Raw genomic sequence first — 25,778 nt, 5'->3', positions numbered from 1 at the left:
CGGACATCGGTCGGGTCGTCGGATCAGCCATCGGTTCAGGATTTTCCGAATTCTTTGTTGATGAGGTCGAAGAGGTCGTCGGCGGACGCCGACGCGATTTCGATCTCCTCGTCCTCGCCCCCTCCGGTGGCCGCTCGTTCCGCCCGGTTCCACTTCGCCAGGAGGGATTCGAGCCGTGCGGTGACGCGGGCGCGTTCGGTGGTGTCCTCGGGGACGGACGACAGGAGGAACTCGAGCTTGTCGATCTCCGCGAGGGCGGGCAGTGCGGGGGTGGTGTCCTCGCCGACGACTTCCGCGCGGATGTGCGCCGCGAGCGCCGAGGGGGTGGGGTGGTCGAAGACGAGGGCGGCCGGCAGGCGCAGCCCGGTGGCGGTCTGCAGCCGGTTGCGCAGTTCGACGGCGGTCAGTGAGTCGAAGCCCAGTTCCTTGAAGGCGCGCCCGGCCTCGACCGACGCCGCGCCCTGGTGACCGAGGACGGCCGCGACCTGCGCACGGACGAGGTCGAGCACGACCCGCTCCGCGTCGGCCACGGGCAGCCCCCGCAACTGCGCCTGGAGGTCGGGGGCTTCGTCCGTGGACGCAGTGACGCTTTCCTGTCCCGCGGCGAGCGCGCGGCGCACCTCGGGCAGGTCGCCGATCAGCGGGCGCGGCCTGGCGGCGGTGAAGGCCGGGGCGAACAGCTGCCAGTCGACGTCGGCCACGATCGCGGTGGTCTCGTCACCGTCCAGGGCACGCTGGAGCGCCGCGATGGACCGGTTCGGCGCCATCGCGGGCAGTCCGCGCCGGCGCAGCTGCTCCTCCGCGCCGTCGTCGGCGACGAGGCCGCCCTCGGCCCAGGGGCCCCAGGCCACCGAGGTCGCCGTCAGCCCGCGGGCCCTGCGGTGCTGTGCCAGGGCGTCGAGGTGGGCGTTGGCGGCGGCGTAGGCGGCCTGGCCGCCGCTGCCCCACACACCCGCGATGGAGGAGAAGAGGACGAAGGCGTCGAGGTCGGCCGTGCCGAGGAGTTCGTCGAGGTGGGCGGCGCCGGCGACCTTGGCGGCGAGGACGTCGGCCACGTCGCCGGGGCCTGTCTCGGCCAGCGGAGCGAACTGCCCGGCGCCCGCCGTGTGGAAGACGGCGGTGAGGCCGGCTCCGGCCGTTCCGTCCGTTCCTGCGCCGGTCCGCGGTCCGCGCAGCCGCGCCAGCAGGTCGGCGACGGCCTGGCGGTCGGTCACGTCGCAGGCCACCGCCGTGGCCCGGGCGCCCAAGGCGCCGATCTCGGCGACCAGTTCGGCGGCGCCGGGTGCCTGCGGCCCGCGCCGGCCGACCAGCACCAGGTGCTCCGCGCCGTGGGCCGCCAGCCAGCGGGCGACGTGCCCGCCGAGGGCGCCCGTTCCGCCGGTGACGAGGACGGTGCCGCGGGGGCGCCACGGCGTGCGGTCCACCGCGGGCGCGCGGTCGGGGTCGTGCTGGATGCGGCGCGCCAGCAGGCCAGTTGTGCGGACAGCGATCTGGTCCTCGTCCCCGCGGCCCGCGAGGACGCCGACCAGCCGGTCGAGGACCCGGTCGTCCACGGTGCCGGGCAGGTCCACGAGGCCGCCCCAGCGGTCGGGGTGCTCCAGGGCCACGACCCGGCCGAGGCCCCACACCTGGGCCTGCGCGACGCTCGTCAGGCGGTCCGCCGCCGAGGTCGAGACCGCCCCCGACGTGACGCACCACAGCGGTGCCGTGATGCCGATGTCGCCCAGCGCCTGCACCAGCGCTCCCGTCAGCAACAGCCCTGCAGGCGCGGCGCCGTGCACGGGATGCGGCTGCTCGGCGAAGGCCAGCAGCGACACGACGCCCGCGACGCCGCCGGCCCCGCCCGCTCCGGCGATCTCGCGCAGGCGGCCCGCCAGTGCCTCCCGGCCGGCCTCGGCTTCGGTGACGACGAGATTCCGCACGTCCGCCCCGCGCGCCGCCAGGGCACCGGAGACGCCGGGAAGGGCTCCCTCCCCGTCCTCCGCCGTGCTCACGACGATCCACGTCCCGGACGGGCCTCCGGTGGCGGGAAGGCCCAGTGGCTTCCAGGTGACGCCGTACCGCCAGCCGTCCACGACGGACTCCTCCTGGCGCTGCCGTCGCCACGCCGACAGGGCGGGCAGCAGTGCGCTCAGCGGCTGGTCGGTGTCGACGCCCAGGGTGCCCGCGAGCGAGGCGAGGTCCGCGTTGTCGACGGCCTCCCAGAACTGTGCGTCCGCCGCACCGAACCGCCGGTCGACGTCCTCGCCGGAGGTGGCGGCGTCGGCCTCCTCCAGCCAGTAGCGCTCGCGCTGGAAGGCGTAGGTGGGCAGGTCGACACGGCGGGCGCCGGTCCCGGCGAAGAACCGCGCCCAGTCGACGGTGGCGCCCCGGGTGTGGGCCCGGGCGAGGGCGGTCACCGCCGTCTCCGGCTCGGGGCGGCCCTTGCGCAGGACGGGGAGGAAGGCAGCGCCCTCTCCGGTCACGCAGTCCTGGGCCATCGCGGACAGCACGCCGTCCGGGCCCAGCTCCATGTAGGTGGTGACGCCCGCGGCCTCCAGCGCGCGGACGCCGTCCAGGAAGCGGACGGCCTCGCGGACGTGGCGCACCCAGAAGTCGGGCGACGTCACCTCGTCCGTGACCAGGGCGCCGGTGAGGTTCGAGACCAGCGGAATACGGGGCGGGGCGTAGGACAGCCCCTCGGCGACCTTGCGGAAGTCGGCCAGCATCCCGTCCATGTGCGGGGAGTGGAAGGCGTGACTGACCGTCAGGCGCTTGGACTTGCGGCCCTCGAAGGACGACGCGATGGCGACCGCGGCGTCCTCGTCACCCGCGACGACCACCGACCGCGGGCCGTTGACGGCGGCGATGCTCACCCGTTCGTCCAGCAGCGGCAGGACCTCGTCCTCGGCAGCTTCCACCGCGATCATCACGCCGCCCGTGGGCAGCGCCTGCATCAACCGGCCGCGGGCCACGACCAGCGCGCACGCGTCGTCCAGCGACAGCACCCCGGCCACATGCGCGGCAGCGATCTCACCGATGGAATGCCCCGACACGAAGTCCGGTGTCACGCCCCACGACTCGACGAGCCGGAACAGCGCGACCTCGACCGCGAACAGCGCCGGCTGGGTGGACTCCGTACGATCCAGAACCGCGGCGTCCTCGCCGAACACCACATCCCTCAACGGCACATCGAGGTATGCGTCCATCTGCGCGCAGACCGCGTCCAGCGCGTCGGCGAACACGGGGTGGGCGTCGTACAACTCCCGGCCCATGCCCAGTCGCTGGCTGCCCTGCCCCGTGAACAGGAACGCGAGCGAGCCGTCGGCCGCGGTCCCCAGGTGCAGCGAGGCCACGTCATCGCCGGCGGCCAGGGCCGTCAGCGCGGTCAGCAACCCCTCCCGCTCCCCCGCCACGACGACCGCGCGCCGCTCCAGCGCGGCTCTCGACGTGGCAAGGGTGTACGCCACATCGAGCGGGTCCAGCAGCGGGTGGGCCGCCATGTGCGCCCTGATCCTTTCGGCCTGGACGCCCAGCGCCGTCCCGTTCTTCGCCGACAGCACCCACGGCATCACCGCGGGCCGGTCCGGCACGGCCGTCACGGCGATGTCGTCCGGGGCCTGCTCCACGATGGTGTGGGCGTTGGTGCCGCTGATACCGAAGGACGAGATACCGGCGCGCCGGGGCCGTCCGGTGTCGGGCCACTGCTGCTGTTCCGTGAGCAGGGCGATGTCTCCGGCCGACCAGTCGACGTGCGGGGTCGGCTCATCGACGTGGAGGGTCTGCGGCAGGACGCCGTGCCGCATCGCCAGCACCATCTTGATGACACCCGCGACGCCCGCCGCGGCCTGCGTGTGACCGAGGTTGGACTTGATCGACCCCAGGAACAACGGCTGCTCCGGCATCCGGTCCTGGCCGTAGGTCGCCAGCAGCGCCTGCGCCTCGATCGGGTCGCCCAGACGGGTGCCCGTGCCGTGCGCCTCCACCGCGTCCACATCCGAGGCCGCCAGCCCGGCGCTCGCCAGGGCCTGGCGGATCACGCGCTGCTGCGACGGGCCGTTCGGCGCCGTCAGACCGTTGCTCGCACCGTCCTGGTTCACCGCCGAACCACGAACGAGAGCGAGCACCGGGTGGCCGTTGCGCCGCGCGTCCGACAGCCGCTCCACCAGCAGCATGCCGACGCCCTCACCCCAGCCGGTACCGTCCGCGGCAGCCGCGAACGCCTTGATCCGGCCGTCCTCCGCCAGGCCCCGCTGACGACTGAAGTCGATGAACGTTCCCGGCGACGACATGACGGTCACACCGCCGGCCAGGGCCAGTGAGCACTCGCCACTGCGCAGGGCCTGCGCGGCGAGGTGCAGGGCGACCAAGGACGCGGAGCAGGCCGTGTCGACCGTCATCGCGGGACCCTCGAGCCCGAAGGCGTAGGAGAGCCGGCCGGAGACGATGCTGGCCGCGTTGCCCGTGCCCAGGAATCCTTCGATGCCGTCGGGGATCGACTGGAGTGCCGTGGCGTAGTCCTGGCCGTTGGTGCCGACGAAGACGCCCGCCTGGCTCCCGCGCAGGGAGCCGGGGTCGATGCCGGCCCGCTCGAACACCTCCCACGAGGTCTCCAGCAGCAGCCGCTGCTGCGGATCCATCGCCAGCGCCTCACGCGGCGAGATCCCGAAGAAGTCCGCGTCGAACTCGGCGGCGTCGTAGAGGAATCCACCTCCGCGGGCGTAGAACGTCCCCTGACGATCAGGGTCGGAACTGTAGAGCTGCTCCAGGTCCCAGCCGCGGTCGACGGGGAACTCCCCCACCGCGTCCGTCCCCGTCACCAGCAGGTGCCAAAGGTCTTCCGGGGTCCGCACGCCGCCCGGGAAGCGGCAGCTCATCGCCACGATCGCGATCGGATCGTCATCGGTGGCGACCGCCGCGGGCAGATCGGCATCCGCGACCCGCACCGTCCCCAGCAGCTCACCCCGCAGATACTCCGCCAGCGCCGCGGACGTCGGGTAGTCGTAGACCAGCGTCGCCGGCAACCGCAGCTCGGTCGCCGCACCCAGCCGGTTACGCAACTCCACCGCCGTCAGCGAGTCGAAGCCCAACTCCTTGAACGCCCGACCCGCGCCCACCGCATCAACCCCGGCATGACCGAGCACCGCCGCGACCTGGGCACGCACCAGTCCGAGCAGTTCACGCTCCCGCTCAGCCGGGGGAAGGGCCGCCAGCCGCTCAGCCAGGGTGGTCGACGCCACGACAACCGACGCATCGGTCGTGGCGGCGTTCGCAGGGACAGGCGTTGCGTCCACCAGCTCGGCGAAGAGGTTGCTGGGGCGCCCGGCGGTGAACTCGGAGGCGAAGCGCTCCCAGACGAAGTCCGCGATCACGACGGTGGCGTCCGCGGCGCCGACGGCGCGTCCCATCGCCGTGATGGCGAACCCGGCCTTCATGGGCGGGACCCCGCCCCGGCGCATGCGGGCCGCCATCTCCTCGTCGGCGGCCATGCCGCCCTCGGCCCACGGACCCCACGCGATCGACGTCGCCGCCAGGCCGTCCGCACGACGCTGCTCCGCCAAAGCGTCCAGGAAGGCGTTCGCAGCCGCGTAGTTCGCCTGCCCGGACGTGCCGACCGTGCCACTGACCGACGAGAACAGCACGAACGCATCCAGCACGATGCCGAGTTCGATCGTCAGCTCGTGCAGGTTCGCCGCCGACGCGGCCTTCGCCCGCAGAACGGTCTCGACACGGTCCGGGGTCAGGGCATCCAGCACGCCGTCGTCCAGCACACCGGCCGTGTGGACGACGGCGCTCAGCGAATCGGCGTGCTCAGCCAGCACCGCCCGCAGTGCCTCACGGTCAGCGGCGTCACACGCAACGACCGAGACGTCGACGCCCAACTCCGCCACCAGCTCCGCTGCACCGGGCGCGTCCATCCCGCGCCGGCTGGTCAGCACCAGCCGCTCGGCACCAGCCTCCGCCAACCACCGCGCAACACGACCACCCAACGCGCCCGTGCCACCCGTCACCAGCACCGTCCCGGACGGGGTCCACGACTCCGTGTCCTCCGGCAGCGCCGCGCGGACCAGCCGTCGGCCGAACACACCCGTGGAGCGCACAGCCACCTGGTCCTCACCGGAACCGGCCAGCACACCCACCAGACGGGACTGCGCCCGCTCGTCCAGGAACCCGGGGAGGTCGATGAGACCACCCCAACGCTCGGGCGCCTCCAGCGCGGCCACCCGGCCCAGTCCCCACACCTGCGCCTGCGTCGGCGCGGTCAACCTGTCCGACCGCCCGACCGACACCGCACCCCGCGTCAGACACCACACCCGGGCGTCCACACCGGCATCACCCAGAGCCTGGACCAGACTTACAGTGCCGGCGAGGTCCAGCAGCGACACCACACCCGCGTACTCACCGGCGACCAGCCCCGCCAGCGCCGCGCGATCCGTGCCCGGGCCGACCTCGACCCGCTGAACGTCAGCGCCCCGGTCCGCCAGCGCGCCCACGACCGGGGCGTCGTCCGCGCCCTCGGCCGGCGCGACCACCAGCCACGCCCCGGACAACCGCGCGCCGGAGGCCTCGGCGAGCGGCTTCCACACCACCCGGTACCGCCAGCCGTCCACCTCCGACCGCTCACGACCCTGACGCCGCCACGCCGACAACGCCGGAAGCACCTCACCCAGCGACGCATCACCGGACACGTCCAACTCCGCCAGCAGCGAGGTCAGATCCTCCCGCTCCACCACGTCCCAGAAGTGAGCGTCCGAGGCATCGGCGGTGGCGCCGGGCTGAGGCGCGTCGATGGGCTCCGGCCAGTACCTTTGTCGCTGGAACGCATAAGTCGGCAAGTCGATGTACCGGTCGCCGGCCCCGGCGAAGAACGTCCGCCAGTCGACCTCCACGCCTCGCACGTGCACCTGCGCCAGAGCCGTGACGGCGGTCTCGGCTTCCGGACGGCCCTTGCGCAGCACCGGAACGAACGCCACGCCACCGTCCGTCACGCACTCCTGCGCCATCGCCGACAGCAGGCCGTCCGGGCCGAGTTCGACGTACGTGGTGACCCCGGCGTCCTCCAGGGTGCGGACGCCGTCCAGGAAGCGCACGGCATCACGGACGTGCCGCACCCAGAAGTCCGCGGACGCCATCTCATCCGTGACCACGGCACCGGTCAGGTTCGAGACGACCGGGATACGCGGCATCTCGAACGACAGCCCGAACACCACCTCCCGGAACGCCTGCAACATCCCGTCCATGTGCGGCGAATGGAACGCATGACTGACCTGCAGCCGCTTCGACTTCCGCCCTGCGAAGGAGGCCGCAATCGCCGTGGCGCCGTCCTCGTCACCGGCGATCACGACGGACTGCGGACCGTTGACGGCGGCGATGCTCACCCGGTCGGTGAGCAGCGGCCGGACCTCGTCCTCCGACGCCTGAAGCGCGATCATCACGCCGCCGGCCGGCAGCGCCTGCATCAACCGCCCCCGCGACGCCACCAGGGCGCACGCGTCCTCCAGGGAGAAGACTCCCGCCACGTGCGCGGCGGCGATCTCACCGACCGAATGCCCCGACACGAAGTCCGGCCGCACACCCCACGACTCCAGCAGCCGGAACAGCGCCACCTCCACCGCGAACAACGCGGGCTGGGTGAACTCCGTCCGGTCCAGAACCGCGGCGTCCTCCCCGAACACCACATCCCTCAACGGCACGTCGAGGTACGCGTCCATCCGGGCGCAGACCGCGTCCAGGGCGTCCGCGAACACGGGATAGGAGTCGTACAACTCCCGGCCCATGCCCAGTCGCTGGCTGCCCTGCCCCGTGAACAGGAACGCGAGCTTGCCCGCGACCGGGGATCCCGTCACCACACCCACAGACTCCCCGCCGGCCACGGACGCAAGCCGTTGGAGGAACGCGTCGCGGTCGTCGGCGACGATGACGGCACGATGGTCGAGCGCGGCCCGACCGGTTGCCAGCGCACGGCCGATGTCCACCGGACGCAGGTCGGTGCGGGCGTCGAGGCGGGCGTGGAGGCGTGCCGCCTGGTCACGCAGGGCATCCTCGGACTTGCCCGAGAGTACCCATGCCGATGTCGCCGGACGATCGGCAACCGCCTCGTCCGCCGGTGCGGCCTCGGTGGCCTGTTCGATGATCGTGTGGGCGTTGGTGCCGCTGATGCCGAACGACGAGATGCCGGCGCGCCGGGGCCGTCCGGTGTCGGGCCACTGCTGCTGATCCCTGAGCAGGACGATGTCTCCGGCCGACCAGTCGACGTGCGGGGTCGGCGCGTCCACGTGGAGCGTCTGCGGCAGCACCCCGTGCCGCATCGCCAGCACCATCTTGATGACGCCCGCGACACCGGCCGCGGCCTGCGTATGACCGAGGTTGGACTTGACCGACCCCAGGAACAACGGCTGCTCCGGCAACCGGTCCTGGCCGTAGGTCGCCAGCAGCGCCTGCGCCTCGATCGGGTCGCCCAGACGGGTGCCCGTGCCGTGCGCCTCCACCGCGTCCACATCCGAGGCCGCCAGCCCGGCGCTCGCCAGGGCCTGACGGATCACGCGCTGCTGCGACGGGCCGTTCGGCGCGGTCAGACCGTTGCTCGCACCGTCCTGGTTCACCGCCGAACCCCGCACCAGCGCCAGCACCGGGTGGCCGTTGCGCCGCGCGTCCGACAGCCGCTCCACCAGCAGCATGCCCACGCCCTCACCCCAGCCCGTGCCATCGGCTGCGGCGGCGAACGCCTTGATCCGGCCGTCCTCCGCCAGGCCCCGCTGACGACTGAAGTCGACAAAGGTCTCAGGCGTCGACATCACCGTCACGCCACCGGCCAGCGCCATGGAGCACTCGCCCTGCCGCAGCGCCTGCACCGCCCAATGCAGAGCGACCAGCGACGAGGAGCAGGCCGTGTCCACGGTCACCGCAGGGCCTTCCAGCCCCAGCGCGTACGAGACACGACCCGACATCACGCTGCCGGCATTGCCCGTCCCGAGGTGGCCTTCGAGGCCTTCGGTCTCCCCGGCGAGGAGGGAGAGGTAGTAGTCCTGTCCGTTGGTGCCGACGAACACGCCGGTCCGGCTGCCGCGCAGCGAGGACGGGTCGATGCCGGCCCGCTCGAACGCCTCCCACGACGTCTCCAGCAGCAACCGCTGCTGCGGATCCATCGCCAACGCCTCACGCGGCGAAATCCCGAAGAAGTCCGCGTCGAACTCGGCGGCCCCGTAGAGGAATCCACCTCCACGGGCATAGAACGTCCCCTGACGATCAGGGTCCGGACTGTAGAGCTGCTCCAGGTCCCAGCCGCGGTCGACGGGGAACTCCCCCACCGCGTCCGTCCCCGTCACCAGCAGGTGCCACAGGTCCTCGGGAGTGGTGACGCCACCGGGGAAGCGGCAGCTCATCGCCACGATCGCGATCGGATCGTCATCGGTGGCGACCGCCGCGGGGAGGTCGGCATCCGTGACCCGGATCGTCCCCAGCAGCTCACCCCGCAGATACCCGGCGAGCGCAGCGGACGTCGGGTAGTCGTAGACCAGCGTCGCCGGCAACCGCAGCTCGGTCGCCGCACCCAGCCGGTTACGCAACTCCACCGCCGTCAGCGAGTCGAAGCCCAACTCCTTGAACGCCCGACCCGCGCCCACCGCATCAACCCCGCCGTGACCAAGCACAGCGGCAACCTGACCCCGAACCAGTTCCAGCAGTTCGCGCTCCTGCTCACCCGCAGAAAGGGCGGACAGGCGAGCTGCAAGAGACGCAGAATTCCTGGCGTCGGAGGTTACGTCAACATCAGCGGGTCGCGTCGCACGCGCCTCGCTCAGCCGGGCGAACAGCGAGCTGGGGCGTGCGGCGGTGAATCCTGCGAGGAAGCGGTCCCACTCCACGTCGGCCACGGTGAACACGGCACCACCGGAACCGACCGCCGACCGCAACGCACTGATCGCCAGATCCGCCCGCATCGGCGGCACACCATCCCGACGCATCCGAGCCGCAAGCGCCTCATCGGCCGCCATCCCGCCCTCGGCCCACGGACCCCACGCAATCGACGTCGCCGCCAAGCCATCCGCACGACGCTGCTCCGCCAAAGCATCCAGGAAGGCATTCGCAGCCGCGTAATTGCCCTGACCAGGCGTACCCACCGTGCCACTCATCGACGAGAACAGCACGAACGCATCCAGCTCAACACCCAGCTCGACCGTCAACTCATGCAGGTTCAACGCCGACACGGCCTTCGCCCGCAGAACGGTCTCGAGACGGTCCGGAGTCAACGCATCCAGCACGCCGTCGTCCAGCACGCCGGCCGTGTGCACCACTGCCGTCAGGGAATCGGCGTGCTCAGCCAGCACAGCCCGCAACGCCTCACGATCAGCGGCGTCACACGCAACCACCGAAACCTCGACACCCAACTCCGCAACCAGCTCAGCAGCACCCGGCGCGTCCATCCCGCGCCGACTGGTCAGCACCAGCCGCCCGGCACCGGCACCCGCCAACCACCGCGCAACACGACCACCCAACGCGCCCGTGCCACCCGTCACCAGCACCGTGCCCGACGGAACCCACGACCCCGCACCCTCAGGCAGCGAGGCCCGAACCAGCCGCCGCCCGAACACCCCGGACGACCGAACCGCCACCTGGTCCTCACCAGAACCAGCCAGCACACCCATCAACCGGAACAGCACCCGCTCGTCCAGCACCTCCGGCAGGTCGATCAGACCGCCCCAGCGCTCCGGCACCTCCAGCGCCGCCACCCGACCCAGACCCCACACCTGCGCCTGCACCGGCGACACCAGCCGATCCGACCGGCCCACCGAGACAGCGCCTCGCGTCAGACACCACAGCGGCGCACCCACCCCGGCATCGCCCAGAGCCTGGATCAGGCACACCGTGTCAGCGAGCCCGAGCATCGACACGACACCCGCCCACTCACCGCCAACCAGCCCCGCCAGCGTGGCCCGGTCCACATCAGCCGCGACCTCGACCCGACGCACCTCGACACCACGCCCCGCCAGCGCACCCACCACCGGCCCGTCAACGCCGCTCCCGGCCGGCACCACCACCAACCACGCGCCCGTCAGCTGACCAGCAGCGACATCGGTCAGCGGCTGCCACATCACCCGGTACCGCCAGCCGTCCACCTCCGACCGCTCCCGACCTTGCCGACGCCACGCCGCCAGGCCAGGCAGGACGCTGCCCCAGGCAGCCTCGTCCTCCTCCGCGTCGAGAGCGGCAGCCAGCGATGCGAGGTCCTCTCGCTCCACCGCGTCCCAGAACCAGGAGTCCGAGGCAGCGGCCGGTGCGTCAGGACCGACCGCGGTGGTGGGCTCGAACCAGAACCGGCGGCGCTGGAACGCATAGGTCGGAAGGTCCACGCGCCGAGCGCCCGAGCCGGCGAAGTACCCATGCCAGTCGATCGAGAGGCCCCTGACATGGGCTTGTGCGAGGGCAGCGCCCAGGCTCTCGACTTCGGGACGGGCGGCACGCTGGACGGGGACGAACACCGCCCCCTCTGTCACGCACTCCTGGGCCAGAGCCGACAGCACGCCGTCCGGGCCGAGTTCGACGTACGTGGTGACCCCGGCTGCTTCCAACGTCCGGACTCCGTCCAGGAAGCGCACCGCTTCGCGCACGTGCCGCACCCAGAAGTCGGGAGAGAGCATCTCGTCGGTGGCCAGGGCCCCGGTCAGGTTCGAGACCACGGGGATGCGCGGCGACTCGAACGACAGCCCCGCCACCACCTCGCGGAACGCCTCCAGCATGCCGTCCATGTGCGGCGAATGGAACGCATGACTAACTGTCAGCCGCTTCGACTTCCGCCCCGCGAAGGACTCGACGATGGCGACCGCGGCGTCCTCGTCACCCGCGATCACCACCGACTCCGGCCCGTTCACGGCCGCAATGCTCACGCGCTCGTTCAGCAGCGGCAGAACCTCGTCCTCCGACGCCTGCACCGCGATCATCACGCCACCCGTCGGCAGCGCCTGCATCAACCGCCCACGCGCCGCCACCAGCGCACACGCGTCCTCAAGCGACAGCACCCCCGCCACATGCGCGGCGGCGATCTCACCCACCGAATGCCCCGACACGAAGTCCGGCCGCAACCCCCAGCTCTCCAGCAGCCGGAACAGCGCCACCTCCACCGCGAACAGCGCGGGCTGGGTGAACTCCGTGCGGTCCAGCAGACCCTCGTCCGCCTCGCCGAAGAGAGCGTCCCGCAGCGGGCTGTCGAGGTGCACGTCCAGGTGGGCGCAGACCGCGTCCAGCGCGTCCGCGAACACGGGGTAGGCCTCGTACAGTTCTCGGCCCATCCCCGGGCGCTGGCTGCCCTGCCCCGTGAACAGGAACGCCACGCGCCCGTCATCCACCGTGTCCGTGCTGACGGCGGGAAGCTGCTCACCGGCGGCCAGCCGTGCGAGCAGGTCCGCGACTTCGCGCGTGCTCCGGGCCGGGACGACCGCACGGTGGTCCAGGTGCGCGCGCCCGGTTGCGAGCGAATACGCGAGGTCGACGGGCCCCGGGGCGGCACCCGCCCCTGCCAGATGGACGCTGAGGGCGGCTGCCTGGGCGCGCAGGGCCTCGGGGGATCTGGCCGACAGGACGTACGGAAGAGCGTCGCCCGGCATCCGCGACAAGGATTCGGCGTCGTCGCCGACCTCGGTGACGACGACCGGGGCCTGTTCGATGATCGTGTGGGCGTTGGTGCCGCTGATGCCGAAGGACGAGATGCCGGCCCGACGCGGGCGGTCCGTCTCCGGCCACTCCCGCTGCTCGGTGAGCAGCGCGATGTCTCCGGCCGACCAGTCCACGTGCGGGGTCGGCTCGTCAACGTGCAGGGTCTGCGGCAGCACGCCGTGCTCCATCGCGAGCACCATCTTGATGATGCCGGCGACACCGGCCGCGGCCTGCGTGTGACCGATGTTCGACTTGATCGACCCGAGGAGCAGCGATCCGCCCTCGGCACGCTCCTGGCCGTAGGTCGCCAGCAGCGCCTGCGCCTCGATCGGGTCACCCAGCCGGGTGCCCGTGCCGTGCGCCTCCACCGCGTCGACATCCGCAGCCGACAGACCGGCGCTGGCCAGGGCCTGGCGAATCACGCGCTGCTGAGAGGGGCCGTTGGGCGCGGTCAGGCCGTTGCTCGCGCCGTCCTGGTTCACTGCGGAGCCACGAACGAGAGCGAGCACCGGGTGACCGTTGCGCCGCGCGTCCGACAGCCGCTCCACCAGCAGCATGCCCACGCCTTCGCCCCAGCCGGTACCGTCCGCGGCGGCGGCGAACGCCTTGATCCGGCCGTCCTCCGCCAGGCCCCGCTGACGACTGAAGTCGACAAAGGTCTCAGGCGTCGACATCACCGTCACGCCACCGGCCAGCGCCATGGAGCACTCGCCCTGCCGCAGCGCCTGCACCGCCCAATGCAGAGCCACCAGCGACGAGGAGCAGGCCGTGTCCACGGTCACCGCAGGGCCTTCCAGCCCCAGCGCGTACGAGACGCGACCCGACATCACGCTGCCCGCGTTGCCCGTGCCGATGTGGCCTTCCAGGCCCTCCGGCTCCCGGGCGACGAGGGAAAGGTAGTCCTGGCCGTTGGTGCCGACGAACACACCCGTCCGGCTCCCGCGCAGAACAGTCGGATCGATACCGGCCCGCTCGAACGCCTCCCACGACGTCTCCAGCAGCAACCGCTGCTGCGGATCCATCGCCAGCGCCTCACGCGGCGAGATCCCGAAGAAGTCCGCGTCGAACTCCGCCGCCCCTGCGACGAAACCGCCCTCGCGCGTGTACGAGGTGCCGGCACGCTCCGGGTCGGGGTCGTAGAGGTGGTCCAGGTCCCAGCCGCGGTCCACGGGGAACTCCCCCACCGCGTCCGTCCCTGTCACCAGCAACTGCCACAGGTCCTCCGGAGACCGCACATCGCCCGGGAACCGGCAGCTCATCGCCACAATCGCGATCGGATCGTCATCGGTGGCGACCGCCGCGGGCAGATCCGCATCCGCGACACGGACCGTCCCCAGCAGCTCGCTCCGCAAGAACTCCGCCAGCGCAGCCGACGTCGGGTAGTCGTAGACCAGCGTCGCCGGCAACCGCAGCTCAGTGGCCGCACCCAACCGGTTCCGCAGTTCGACGGCCGTCAGCGAGTCGAAGCCCAACTCCTTGAACGCCCGACCCGCGCCCACCGCATCGACCCCGCCGTGACCAAGCACAGCAGCCACGTGGCCCCGAACCAGATCCAGCAGTTCACGCTCCTGCTCACCCGCAGAAAGAGCGGACAAGCGACCGACGAACGAGACGGAATCCGGGACGTCCGCGACCACGCCGGCCAGGGCGGTCCGGGCAGTGTGCTCCTGACGCACCTCCGGCAGTTCACCGAACAGCGAGCTGGGGCGTGCGGCGGTGAATCCTGCGAGGAAGCGGTCCCATTCCACGTCGGCCACGGTGAACACGGCCCCACCGGAACCGACCGCCGACCGCAACGCACTGATCGCCAGATCCGCCCGCATCGGCGGCACACCATCCCGACGCATCCGAGCCGCAAGCGCCTCATCGGCCGCCATCCCGCCCTCGGCCCACGGACCCCACGCAATCGACGTCGCCGCCAAGCCGTCCGCACGACGCTGCTCGGCAAGAGCGTCCAGGAAGGCATTCGCAGCCGCGTAATTGCCCTGACCAGGCGTACCGACCGTGCCGCTCATCGACGAGAACAGCACGAACGCATCCAGCTCGACACCCAGCTCGACCGTCAACTCATGCAGGTTCAACGCCGACACGGCCTTCGCCCGCAAGACAGTCTCAAGGCGCTCAGGAGTCAACGCATCCAGCACGCCGTCATCCAGCACACCAGCGGTATGAACGACCGCGGTCAGGGAATCGGCGTGCTCAGCCAGCACCGCACGCAGCGCCTCACGGTCGGAGGCATCACACGCGACGACCGTGACCTCGGCCCCCAGCTCCGCCACCAGCTCAGCAGCACCGGGCGCGTCCATCCCGCGCCGGCTGGTCAGCACCAGCCGCTCAGCACCAGCCTCCGCCAACCACCGCGCAACACGACCACCCAGCGCACCCGTGCCACCCGTCACCAGCACCGTGCCCGACGGAACCCACGACCCCGCACCCTCCGGCAGCGAGGCCCGAACCAACCGCCGCCCGAACACCCCGGACGAACGCACAGCCACCTGGTCCTCACCCGAACCAGCCAGCACACCCACCAACCGGGACAGCGCACGCTCATCCAGCACCTCCGGCAGGTCGATCAAACCGCCCCAACGCTCCGGCACCTCCAGCGCCGCCACCCGACCCAGACCCCACACCTGCGCCTGCACCGGCGACACCAACCGATCCGACCGGCCCACCGAGACAGCGGCTCGCGTCAGACACCACAGCGGAGCACCCACCCCGGCATCACCCAGAGCCTGGATCAGGCACACCGTGTCAGCGAGCCCGAGCATCGACACGACACCCGCCCACTCACCGCCAACCAGCCCCGCCAGCGTGGCCCGGTCCACATCGGCCGCGACCTCGACCCGGCGCACCTCGACACCGCGCCCCGCCAGCGCACCCACCACCGGCCCGTCAACGTCACTCCCGACCGGAACCGCCACCAACCACGCGCCGGACAACCGCGCTTCGGCGGTCGCCTTCACCGGCTTCCAGCTGGTCCGGTAACGCCACCCGTCGACCTTGGCCTGGTCCTGGCTACGTCGGCGCCAAGCCGACAGAGCCGTGACCATGTTCCCCCAGGACGCGGTGTCCTCAAGGCCGAGCATGGATTCGAGGGTCGTCAGGTCCTCGTGCTCGATGACATCCCAGAAGCGTGCGTCGACGGTGTCGACCGTCTTCCCGGCGGGAGTGGCAGCGTCCTGCTGGGCCTCGGGCCAGTACCGCGTCCGCTGGAAGGCATAGGTCGGCAGGTCCACGCGCCGCGCACCCGTGCCGGCGAAGTACCCGGCCCAGTCCACCTCCAGGCCCCGCACATGTGCCTGCGCCAGCGCCGTGACGGCACTCTCGGCCTCCGGACGGCCCTTGCGAAGCACCGGAACAAAGGCCGCGCCCTCGCCCGTCACACAGTCCTGCGCCATCGCCGACAGCACACCGTCCGGACCCAGCTCCACAAACGTGCTGACCCCTGCCGCCTCCAGAGCACGCACACCGTCCAGGAAGCGCACGGCCTCCCGCACATGGCGCACCCAGAAGTCCGCCGAGGCCATCTCGTCGGCGACCACGGCGCCGGTCAGGTTCGAGACCACCGAGATGCGCGGCGACTCGAACGACAGCCCAGCCACCACCTCGCGGAACGCCTCCAGCATCCCGTCCATGTGCGGCGAATGGAACGCATGACTGACCGTCAACCGCTTCGACTTCCGCCCCGCGAAGGACTCGACAATCGCGACCGCGGCATCCTCATCACCCGCGATCACCACCGACTCCGGCCCGTTCACGGCCGCGATGCTCACACGCTCGCTCAGCAGCGGCAGAACCTCGTCCTCCGAGGCCTGCAACGCGATCATCACGCCACCCGTCGGCAGCGCCTGCATCAACCGCCCACGCGCCGCCACCAGTGCACACGCGTCCTCAAGCGACAGCACCCCCGCCACATGCGCGGCGGCGATCTCACCCACCGAATGCCCCGACACAAAGTCCGGCGCCAGGCCCCACGACTCCAGCAGCCGGAACAGCGCCACCTCCACCGCGAACAACGCCGGCTGCGCGAACTCCGTCCGGTCCAGAACCGTCGCATCGTCGCCGAACAGCACAGTCCCCAGTGCCACATCGAGGTGGGCGTCCAGGTGGGCGCAGACCGCGTCCAGCGCGTCCGCGAACGCAGGGTAAGCCTCGTAGAGCTCCCGTCCCATCCCGAGGCGCTGGCTGCCCTGCCCCGTGAACAGGAACGCGAGTGCGCCGGTCGTGACCGTGCCCCGCACGAGGCCGTAGGGCGATTCGCCCGCGGCGAGGCCGTTGAGCCCGGCGAGCAGCGCATCGCGGTTGCCGGTGCCGCCGACCAGGACCGCGCGTGTCTCCAGGGCCGTACGAGCGGTCGCCAGCGTGAATGCCGCACCCAGGGCGGAGACTTCGGGCTGCGACGCCACGTGGGCGGCCAGGCGCGCGGCCTGGGCCCGGAGACCGGTCGTGCTCTGTGCGGAGAGCAGGACCGGCAGCACCGAGGGTGCCGTGTCGGCCTGGGGCTCGTCGGCACGCGCCGGCGCCGGGGCCTGTTCGACGATCGTGTGGGCGTTGGTACCGCTGAGGCCGAAGGACGAGACGGCGGCGCGCCGGGGCCGCCCGGTCTCGGGCCAGTCGACGGCTTCGGTCAGCAGGGCGATCTCGCCCGCGGACCAGTCGACGTGCGGGGTCGGCTCGTCCACGTGCAGGGTGCGGGGCAGTACCCCGTGCTGCATCGCCAGCACCATCTTGATGATGCCCGCGACACCGGCCGCGGCCTGCGTGTGACCGATGTTCGACTTCACGGACCCCAGTAGCAGCGGCTGCTCCGGCGAGCGCCCCTGACCGTAGGTGGCCAGCAGTGCCTGGGCCTCGATGGGGTCACCCAGCCGCGTACCGGTGCCGTGGGCCTCCACCGCGTCCACGTCCGCGGCCGACAGACCGGCGCCGGCCAGGGCGGCGCGGATCACGCGCTGCTGCGAGGGGCCGTTCGGAGCGGTCAGTCCGTTGCTCGCGCCGTCCTGGTTGATCGCCGAACCACGAACGAGAGCGAGCACCGGATGGCCGTTGCGCCGCGCATCCGACAGCCGCTCGACGAGCAGCATGCCGACGCCCTCACCCCACCCCGTACCGTCGGCCGCCGCGGCGAACGCCTTGATCCGGCCGTCCTCCGCCAGGCCCCGCTGACGGCTGAAGTCCACGAAGGCCTCAGGCGTCGACATCACCGTGACGCCGCCGGCCAGGGCGAGCGAGCACTCGCCCTGCCGCAGCGCCTGGACGGCGAGGTGCAGGGCCACCAGCGAGGACGAGCAGGCCGTGTCGACGGTGATCGCGGGGCCTTCGAGCCCGAAGACGTAGGAGAGCCGTCCGGAGACGACGCTCGCCGCGTTGCCCGTGCCGACGTGTCCTTCCAGTCCGTGCGTGTCACCGGTGACGAGCGAGAGGTAGTCCTGCCCGTTGGTGCCGACGAAGACGCCAGCCTGGCTGCCGCGCAGCGACGACGGGGCGATGCCGGCCCGCTCGAACGCCTCCCACGACGTCTCCAGCAGCAGCCGCTGCTGCGGGTCCATCGCCAGCGCCTCGCGCGGCGAGATCCCGAAGAGGCCGGCGTCGAAGTCCGCGGCGTCGTGGAGGAATCCGCCTTCCAGGGTGTACGTGGTGCCGGGGCGGTCGGGGTCGGCGCTGTAGAGGCCGGCCAGGTCCCATCCGCGGTCGGAGGGGAAGTCGCCGATCGCGTCGGCCCCGTCGGCGAGGAGCGTCCACAGCTCCTCCGGGGTGCGCACGCCGCCCGGGAAGCGGCAGCTCATCGCCACGATGGCGATCGGGTCGTCGTCGGCGGCCGCCGCCGCGGTGACCGGCCCCGTCACCTCCGGCTGCGCGCCCCGCAGTTCGTGGCGCAGGAAGGCCGCGAGCGCGGTCGAGGTCGGGTAGTCGTACACGAGGGTGGTGGGCAGGCGCAGGTCGGTGGCCGCGCCGAGGCGGTTGCGCAGTTCGACGGCCGTCAGGGAGTCGAAGCCCAGTTCCTTGAAGGCGCGGTCGGCGCCGACCGCTTCGGCTCCGCCGTGACCGAGGACGGCCGCGACGTGCGTACGCACCAGGGTGAGCAGCTCACGCTCCTGCTCCGCCGCCGTCAGCCCCGCGAGGCGGCGCGCCGCGGTGCCTGCCACGTCGGCGCCCGTGACGGTCTCCGCGTGCGTGATGAAGGCGCCGATCAGCGGGAGCGGCCGGACGGACGTCATGAAGGGCGCGAAGCGGTCCCAGTCGAGGTCCGCGACGGTCAGCGAGGCCTCGCCCGAGGCGACGACCGGTGCCAGGGCCGCCATGGCCGACTCGGGCGCCATGGGCGGGACGCCTTCGTGCCGCATACGGGCGTCCGTCGTCTCGCCGGCGGCCATGCCGCCCTCGGCCCACGGGCCCCACGCGATCGATGTCGCCGCGAGGCCGTCGGCGCGACGCTGCTCCGCCAGGGCGTCCAGGAAGGCGTTCGCGGCGGCGTAGTTGCCCTGGCCCGCCCCGCCGATGGTGCCGCTCATGGACGAGAACATCACGAACGCGTCCAGCTCGAAGCCGAGTTCGATCGTCAGCTCGTGCAGGTTGAGCGCCGACGTGGCCTTCGCCCGCACGACATTCTCGACGCGCTCCGCGGTCAGGCCGTCCAGCACGCCGTCGTCCAGCACACCCGCCGTGTGAACGACGGCGGTCAGGGACTCCGCGTGCTCGGCCAGCACCGCACGCAGCGCATCCCGGTCGGACGCGTCGCACGCCACGACCGATACCTCGACGCCCAGCTCCGCCACCAACTCGGCGGCACCGGGCGCATCCGTCCCGCGCCTGCTGATCAGCACCAGCCGCGACGCACCAGCCTCCGCCAGCCACCGCGCGACACGACCACCCAGCGCGCCCGTGCCACCCGTGACCAGCACCGTGCCCGACGGGGTCCACGACCCCGTGCTCTCCGGCAGCGACGCCCGCACCAGCCGCCGCCCGAACACGCCGGTCGACCGCACCGCGACCTGGTCCTCACCGGAGCCGGCCAGCACGCCTATGAGCCGGGTCTGCGCCCGCTCGTCCAGCACCTCCGGCAGGTCGATCAGACCGCCCCAGCGCTCCGGAACCTCCATGGCGGCGACCCGGCCCAGTCCCCACACCTGCGCCTGCACCGGCGACGCCAGCCGGTCCGACCGGCCCACGGACACCGCACCCCGGGTCAGGCCCCAGACACGGGCCTCCACCCCGGCGTCGCCCAGCGCCTGCACCAACGCGACCGTGCCGGCGAGCCCGAGCATCGACACGACACCCGCCCACTCACCGCCGACCAGCCCCGCCAGCGCGCCCCGGTGCATGTCCGGCTCGACCTCGACCCGGCGCACCTCGGCACCGCGCCCCGCCAGCGCGTCCACCACCGGCTCGTCGACGTCACTCCCGGCCGGGACGGCCACCAGCCACGTCCCGGACAGGCGGGCACCGGAAGCCTCGGCGAGCGGCTTCCACACCACCCGGTACCGCCAGCCGTCCACCTCCGACTCCGTGCGCCGCCGCCGGCGCCACGCCGACAGGGCGGGGATCAGTTCGCTGAGCGGACGGTCGCCGTCGAGGTCGAGTCCGAGCGCCGTCGCGAGTCCGGCCACGTCCTCCTGCTCGACCGCGTCCCAGAAGGCGGTGTCGGCGGTGTCCGGGCCGTGTGCCACGTGAGCGGCGGTCCCGGGGCCCGCGTCCATCCAATAGCGCGAGCGCTGGAAGGCGTACGTCGGCAGGTCCACGCGCCGGGCGCCGCTGCCGGTGAAGAGGCGGCTCCAGTCGACGGCCGCGCCACGGACGTGGGCGCGGGCGACGGCGCTGAGCAGGGTGGTGGCCTCGGCGCGGCCGGAGCGCAGGGCCGCGGCGAAGGCGGTACCCCGGGTGTCGACGCAGTCCTGCGCCATCGCGGTGAGCACGGCGTCGGGGCCGAGTTCGAGGTACGTGGTGACGCCGCGGGCTTCGAGCGTCCGGATGCCGTCGTGGAACCGTACGGCGTCGCGGGCGTGGCGGACCCAGTGCTCGGGATCGGTCAGTTCGGCGGCGCCGGCGGCGCGTCCGGTGAGGAGGGAGACGAGGGGAAGCGTCGGGGTGCCGTACTCGATCACCTGGGCCACGCGGCGGAACTCGTCCAGCATGCCGTCCATGTGGAACGAGTGGAACGCGTGGCTGACGACGAGATGCTTGGTCTTGTGGCCCTGCGCGGCGAAGTGGGCGGCGACGTTCTTCGCGGCGTCCTCGTCACCGGCGATGACCACCGACCGGGGGCCGTTGACGGCCGCGATGCTCACGCGCTCGTCCAGCAGCGGCAGGACCTCGTCCTCCGAGGCCTGGACCGCGATCATCGCGCCACCGCCCGGCAGCGCCTGCATGAGCCGTCCGCGGGCCGCCACCAGCGTGCACGCGTCCTCCAGCGAGAACACCCCCGCCACGTGCGCGGCGGCGATCTCGCCGACCGAGTGGCCCGACACGAGGTCCGGCCGCAGCCCCCAGCTCTCCAGGAGCCGGAACAGCGCCACCTCGACCGCGAACAGCGCGGGCTGGGTGTAGGCGGTCTCGTCGAGGAGCGCGGCCTCCGGCGTTCCCTCTTCCGCGAACAGCACGTCGAGAAGGGGGAGTTCGAGCTGGTCGTCGAGGTACCAGCACGCGTCGTCGAGGGCGTCGGCGAACTCCGGGCAGGTGTCGTACAACTGACGGCCCATGCCCAGGCGCTGGCTGCCCTGCCCCGTGAACAGGAACGCGAGCCGGCCGGTGGCGGGCTCGTCGTGGACGGCGGCGGGGGTGTCGGTGCCGTCGGCGAGGGCGTCGAGCGCCCGCAGGAGCGCGTCCCGGTCGGGGCCCAGGGCGACGGCGCGGTGTTCGAAGACCCCGCGGGTGGTGGCCAGGGAGTGGCCGATGTCGGCGGGGGTGAGTCCCGGGTCGGCGGTCACATGGCCGGCGAGCCGCCGGGCCTGGGCGCGCAGGGCTTCGGGGGTCTTCGCGGACAGTACCCAGGGCAGGAGCTCCGGCGGGCGCGAGGCGCCGTCCCCGGACACGCCGTTACCGGTGGTGGTGGCGTCCGCGTCCTCGGCCGGGGGCTCCTCGATGATGGTGTGCGCGTTGGTGCCGCTCATGCCGAACGAGGACACGCCGACGCGGCGCGGGCGGTCGCCCCGGGGCCAGTCGACGGGCTCGGTGAGCAGGGAGACGGCTCCGGCCTCCCAGTCGACGTGCGGGGTGGGCTCGTCGACGTGGAGGGTCCGCGGCAGTACACCGTGCCGCATCGCCATGATCATCTTGATGATGCCGGCGACACCGGCCGCGGCCTGCGTGTGACCGATGTTCGATTTCAGGGAACCGAGCCACAGCGGCCCGCCGTCGCCCCGGCCCTGTCCGTACGTCGCGAGCAGCGCCTGCGCCTCAATCGGGTCGCCCAGCGTCGTACCCGTGCCGTGGGCCTCCACCGCGTCCACATCGGCTGCCGACAGGCCCGCGTTGGCGAGGGCCTGGCGGATCACGCGCTGCTGCGAGGGGCCGCTCGGAGCTGTCAGGCCGTTGCTGGCGCCGTCCTGGTTGATGGCGGAGCCCCGTACCACCGCGAGCACCTGGTGCCCGTTGCGGCGCGCGTCCGACAGCCGCTCCACCAGCAGCATGCCGACGCCCTCGCCCCACCCCGTGCCGTCTGCGGCGGCGGCGAACGGCTTGCACCGGCCGTCGGGGGCCAGGCCCCGCTGACGGCTGAAGGCGATGAAGGAACCGGGGCTCGCCATGACGGCCACGCCGCCGGCCAGGGCGATGGAGCACTCCCCGGTGCGCAGGGCCTGGACGGCGAGGTGGAGGGCGGCGAGGGAGGAGGAGCAGGCGGTGTCGACGGTGACCGTCGGGCCCTCGAAGCCGAAGGTGTACGCGATGCGGCCGGACGCGACGCTGGCCGCGTTTCCGGTGACGAGGTACCCCTCGAAGCCGTCGGTGGCGTCCTGGAGCCGGGGGCCGTACTCCTGGGTCTCCGCGCCGACGAACACGCCGACTTGGCCGCCGCGCAGTCCCGCGGGATCGACGCCCGCCCGGTCGAACGCCTCCCAGGACGTCTCCAGCAGCAGCCGCTGCTGGGGGTCCATGGCGAGCGCTTCACGCGGGGAGATGCCGAAGAACGCGGCGTCGAACTCGGCGGCGTCGTGGAGGAATCCGCCCTCGCGGGTGTAGCTCGTACCGGCCCGCTCGGGGTCGGGGTCGTAGAGCGCGTCGAGGTCCCAGCCGCGGTCGGTGGGGAATGCGGAGACGGCGTCCGTGCCCGCGGCGACGAGGTCCCAGAGCGCTTCGGGGGACTGGACGCCGCCGGGGAAGCGGCAGCCGATGCCGACGATGGCGATGGGTTCGTCGCTGCCGACGGCGGCGGTGACGGGCGACGCGTCGGTGTCGTCCAGGCCGAGGAGCGCGGCGCGCAGGTGCCGGGTGAGGGCGGCGGGGGTGGGGTGGTCGAAGGCGAGGGTGACGGGGAGGCGCAGGCCCGTGCCCGCGGTGAGGCGGGCGTGCAGGTCGACGGCGGCGAGGGAGTCGAAGCCGAGTTCCAGGAAGGGCCGTTGAGGGTCGAGCACGGCGGGGGCGGAGTCGCGGAGCGCGGCGGAGACCAGCGAGGTGACCCATTCGAGCAGGGCGGTGTGCTGCTCGGCGTCGGTCAGGAGGATCAGCCGCTCGCGCCATGACGGGGCGTCCGGCCGTGCCTCCGGCCCCGCGTCCGACAAGACATCCTCGAAGGCATCCGGTACGGATTCGGAAACGGCGTGGATCTCGGACGGGAATTCTCCGGACTCATTCACCATCGCACGCTCCATTACCCCCGGACAAGAACCCAAGACCAGGGGTCACTCTCGCATGCGGGGCAAGGGCGAGAAACCCCTACCAATCCCCTACGGGCCCCTAGGCGGTAACCGGTTGACTCGGCCCTGGGCTCAGCCTTTTGACGTGCGACTGCACCAGGATGCGCGGAGAGGGGAGGCAATTGCAAGAAAGAATGGAAACTGCGGCAGGAATTCCCGGGAGCCGTGTCCGCAGGTTCGGGGAAATGGGCTTCAGGAACGCCTTCCGTTACCGGTGGACGTCCCTTCGCCCCGCGGCCCCGCCCCGCCCTCCGGGCCGCGTTCGAGGAACGGGGTGAGGAGCCCCGGCACGACCTCCTCGGCCAGGGCGATCCCGTCGGTGACCCCGACGTCCCGGACCTTGTAGCAGCCGTCGCCCGCGGCGATCGTCGCGCCGAGGGTCAGCAGACCCTTGCGGCGCTGGAAGGCGGACCGGGTGATCCTCCAGCCGATCACGCCGTCGCGCTGCACGGCGGCGGTGCGGCGGGCGAACGTGCCCGCGCGGACGACGAGATAGCGGTCGCGCAGGCCGTGGCCCAGGGCGCGGTAGGCGTCGTGGGCGAGCGCGAGGACGACGGGAACTCCGAGGAACGCGGTGATCCAGGCCGCGTGCACCGCGGCCGGGCCGAGCCACGGCCCGAGCCCCAGGAGTACGGCCACGAGGGGCGCCAGGACCAGCAGTCCGCGGTTGATCCGGCGGCACAGGGCGACCCGGGGATGTGCGAGGAACTGCGCAGTCTCCGTCGGGGACCGTTCCTCCGCGAGGACGTCGGCGGCGACCCGCAGGGCCTCCTGCCGCGGAACGGCCGGGGTGAGGGACCGCCGGCTGCGGTTCTCCTCGCTGCTACCGAGGCCGCCGGCGATCGCGTCGAGGCGGGCGGCACCGGCCCGGCGCAGCGGCATCGGCTCGATGATCTCGACGCCGCGCAGACGGCGGTGTTCCAGGGTGACGGAACGGTGGACGAGCAGTCCGCGGTGGACCCGGTAGGCGTCGTCCCCCTCCCGCTCCAGCCGGTAGCCGCTCCAGCCCTCCACGAAGGCGGCGGTGGACAGCGCCGCTCCGATGACGAGGAGGGCCACGGCGGTCACGAGGATGCCGAACCACCAGGGCACGGAGCCGAAGCGGTCGCGGACGTACACGACGACGGCGAGGTCCAGGGGGTTGATCTTCATCTCGCCCAGGACGCGCGCGACGGTGCCGACCCCGACGAGGACGGCGCCGAGCCCCCACAGGCTCAGCGGCGCGTAGCGGAGCCAGGCCCAGTCCAACTCGGCGACGAGGCCGTCGCCTTCTCCGCCGGGGCCCGGTGTCCCCGGTCCGGCGCCGGTGCGCCCGTGGGGGTCGAGCAGCAGCCGGCGGAGGTCGTCCGCATGGCTCCGGGTGATGCCGCCCAGCCGCAGTTCCCGGCCGGAGGGCGAGCCCTGTCCGCCGGTGCCGATCCGCACGGACGCGAGGCCGAAGATGCGGTGCGAGGGCTTGGCGTGGATGTCGACGCTGCGGATCCGGTCGACGGGGAGCGAGCGGTGGCTGCGGAAGAGGAGTCCGGAGCGCATTTCGACGCGGCCGTCCACGACCCGGAAGCGGGTGGTGAGCAGCCGCATCGTGCCGATCCAGGTGATCACCAGGAAGGTGGTCAGCATCGACCCGAGGGAGATGAGGGCCTGGAGGTCGGCACCGGTCAGGAGCAGCGTGAGGGCGAACAGGGCGAGCGGCCCGCTGAGCATGCCGAGGTTGACCAGCAGCAGCCGGGGGCTGAGCCGGCGCCACCCGCCGTCCTGCGCGGAGGCCGCCCGCTCACCGTCCTGCGGGCTCACGCGGCGTCACCCGGTGCGGCCTGTGTGGCCCGCGTGAGGTGCTCGACGAGATCGAGGGCGATCCGCCGGTCGATCCCCTTGATCCGTACCGCGCCGGAGGACGACGCGGTGGTGACGGTCACCCCGGAGAGCCCGAAGAGCTGCTGGATCGGGCCGCGCAGCGTCTCCACCGTCTGCACGCGGGACAGCGGCACGACCCGCCAGGTCTGCCACAGCCAGCCGGACGCCGCGTAGACGGCCTCGTCCGTGGCCTCCCAGCGGTGGACCCGGTAGCGCCAGACGGGCATGACCGCCATGTACGCGACGCCGGGCACCAGGAAGGCCAGGAAGAGCCACACGAAGACGAAGCGGGCGGGCGGGACGAAGAGGTACAGGGCTCCGAACACCAGGGGCAGCGGAAGGGCGAACACGGCGGCCTGGACGGTCCACCAGCCCAGGGCGCGCCGGTCGACACGGTGGCGCGGGGGCCTGAGCCATACGTCGTGCGTGCTGTCCACTGCTTCCGCC

General features: G+C 72.4%; 3 protein-coding genes. All 3 read right to left on the bottom strand.

Going from position 1 to position 25,778, the window contains the following annotated elements:
* Nucleotides 1-35: 35 nt before the first annotated feature.
* A complete protein-coding gene (locus ACIP64_RS28890; protein WP_401592316.1) occupies nucleotides 36-23,417 on the bottom strand; it encodes a type I polyketide synthase in 23,382 nt (7,793 codons plus the stop codon).
* Nucleotides 23,418-23,669: 252 nt separating this feature from the next.
* Complete coding sequence (locus tag ACIP64_RS28885) at nucleotides 23,670-25,271, bottom strand: PH domain-containing protein (protein ID WP_401592298.1); 1,602 nt, start codon at nucleotides 25,269-25,271, stop codon at nucleotides 23,670-23,672.
* Nucleotides 25,268-25,768, bottom strand: a complete 501-nt coding sequence (locus ACIP64_RS28880) for a PH domain-containing protein (protein WP_401592296.1) — start codon at nucleotides 25,766-25,768, stop codon at nucleotides 25,268-25,270. The genes ACIP64_RS28885 and ACIP64_RS28880 overlap by 4 nt, the downstream gene beginning before the upstream one ends.
* Nucleotides 25,769-25,778 lie beyond the last annotated feature (10 nt).

Source organism: Streptomyces sp. NPDC088733 (assembly GCF_044751185.1).
Classification (GTDB): domain Bacteria; phylum Actinomycetota; class Actinomycetes; order Streptomycetales; family Streptomycetaceae; genus Actinacidiphila.
The sequence above is the reverse complement of the archived record's forward strand: the minus strand, read 5'-3'. Positions and strand labels throughout refer to the sequence as shown.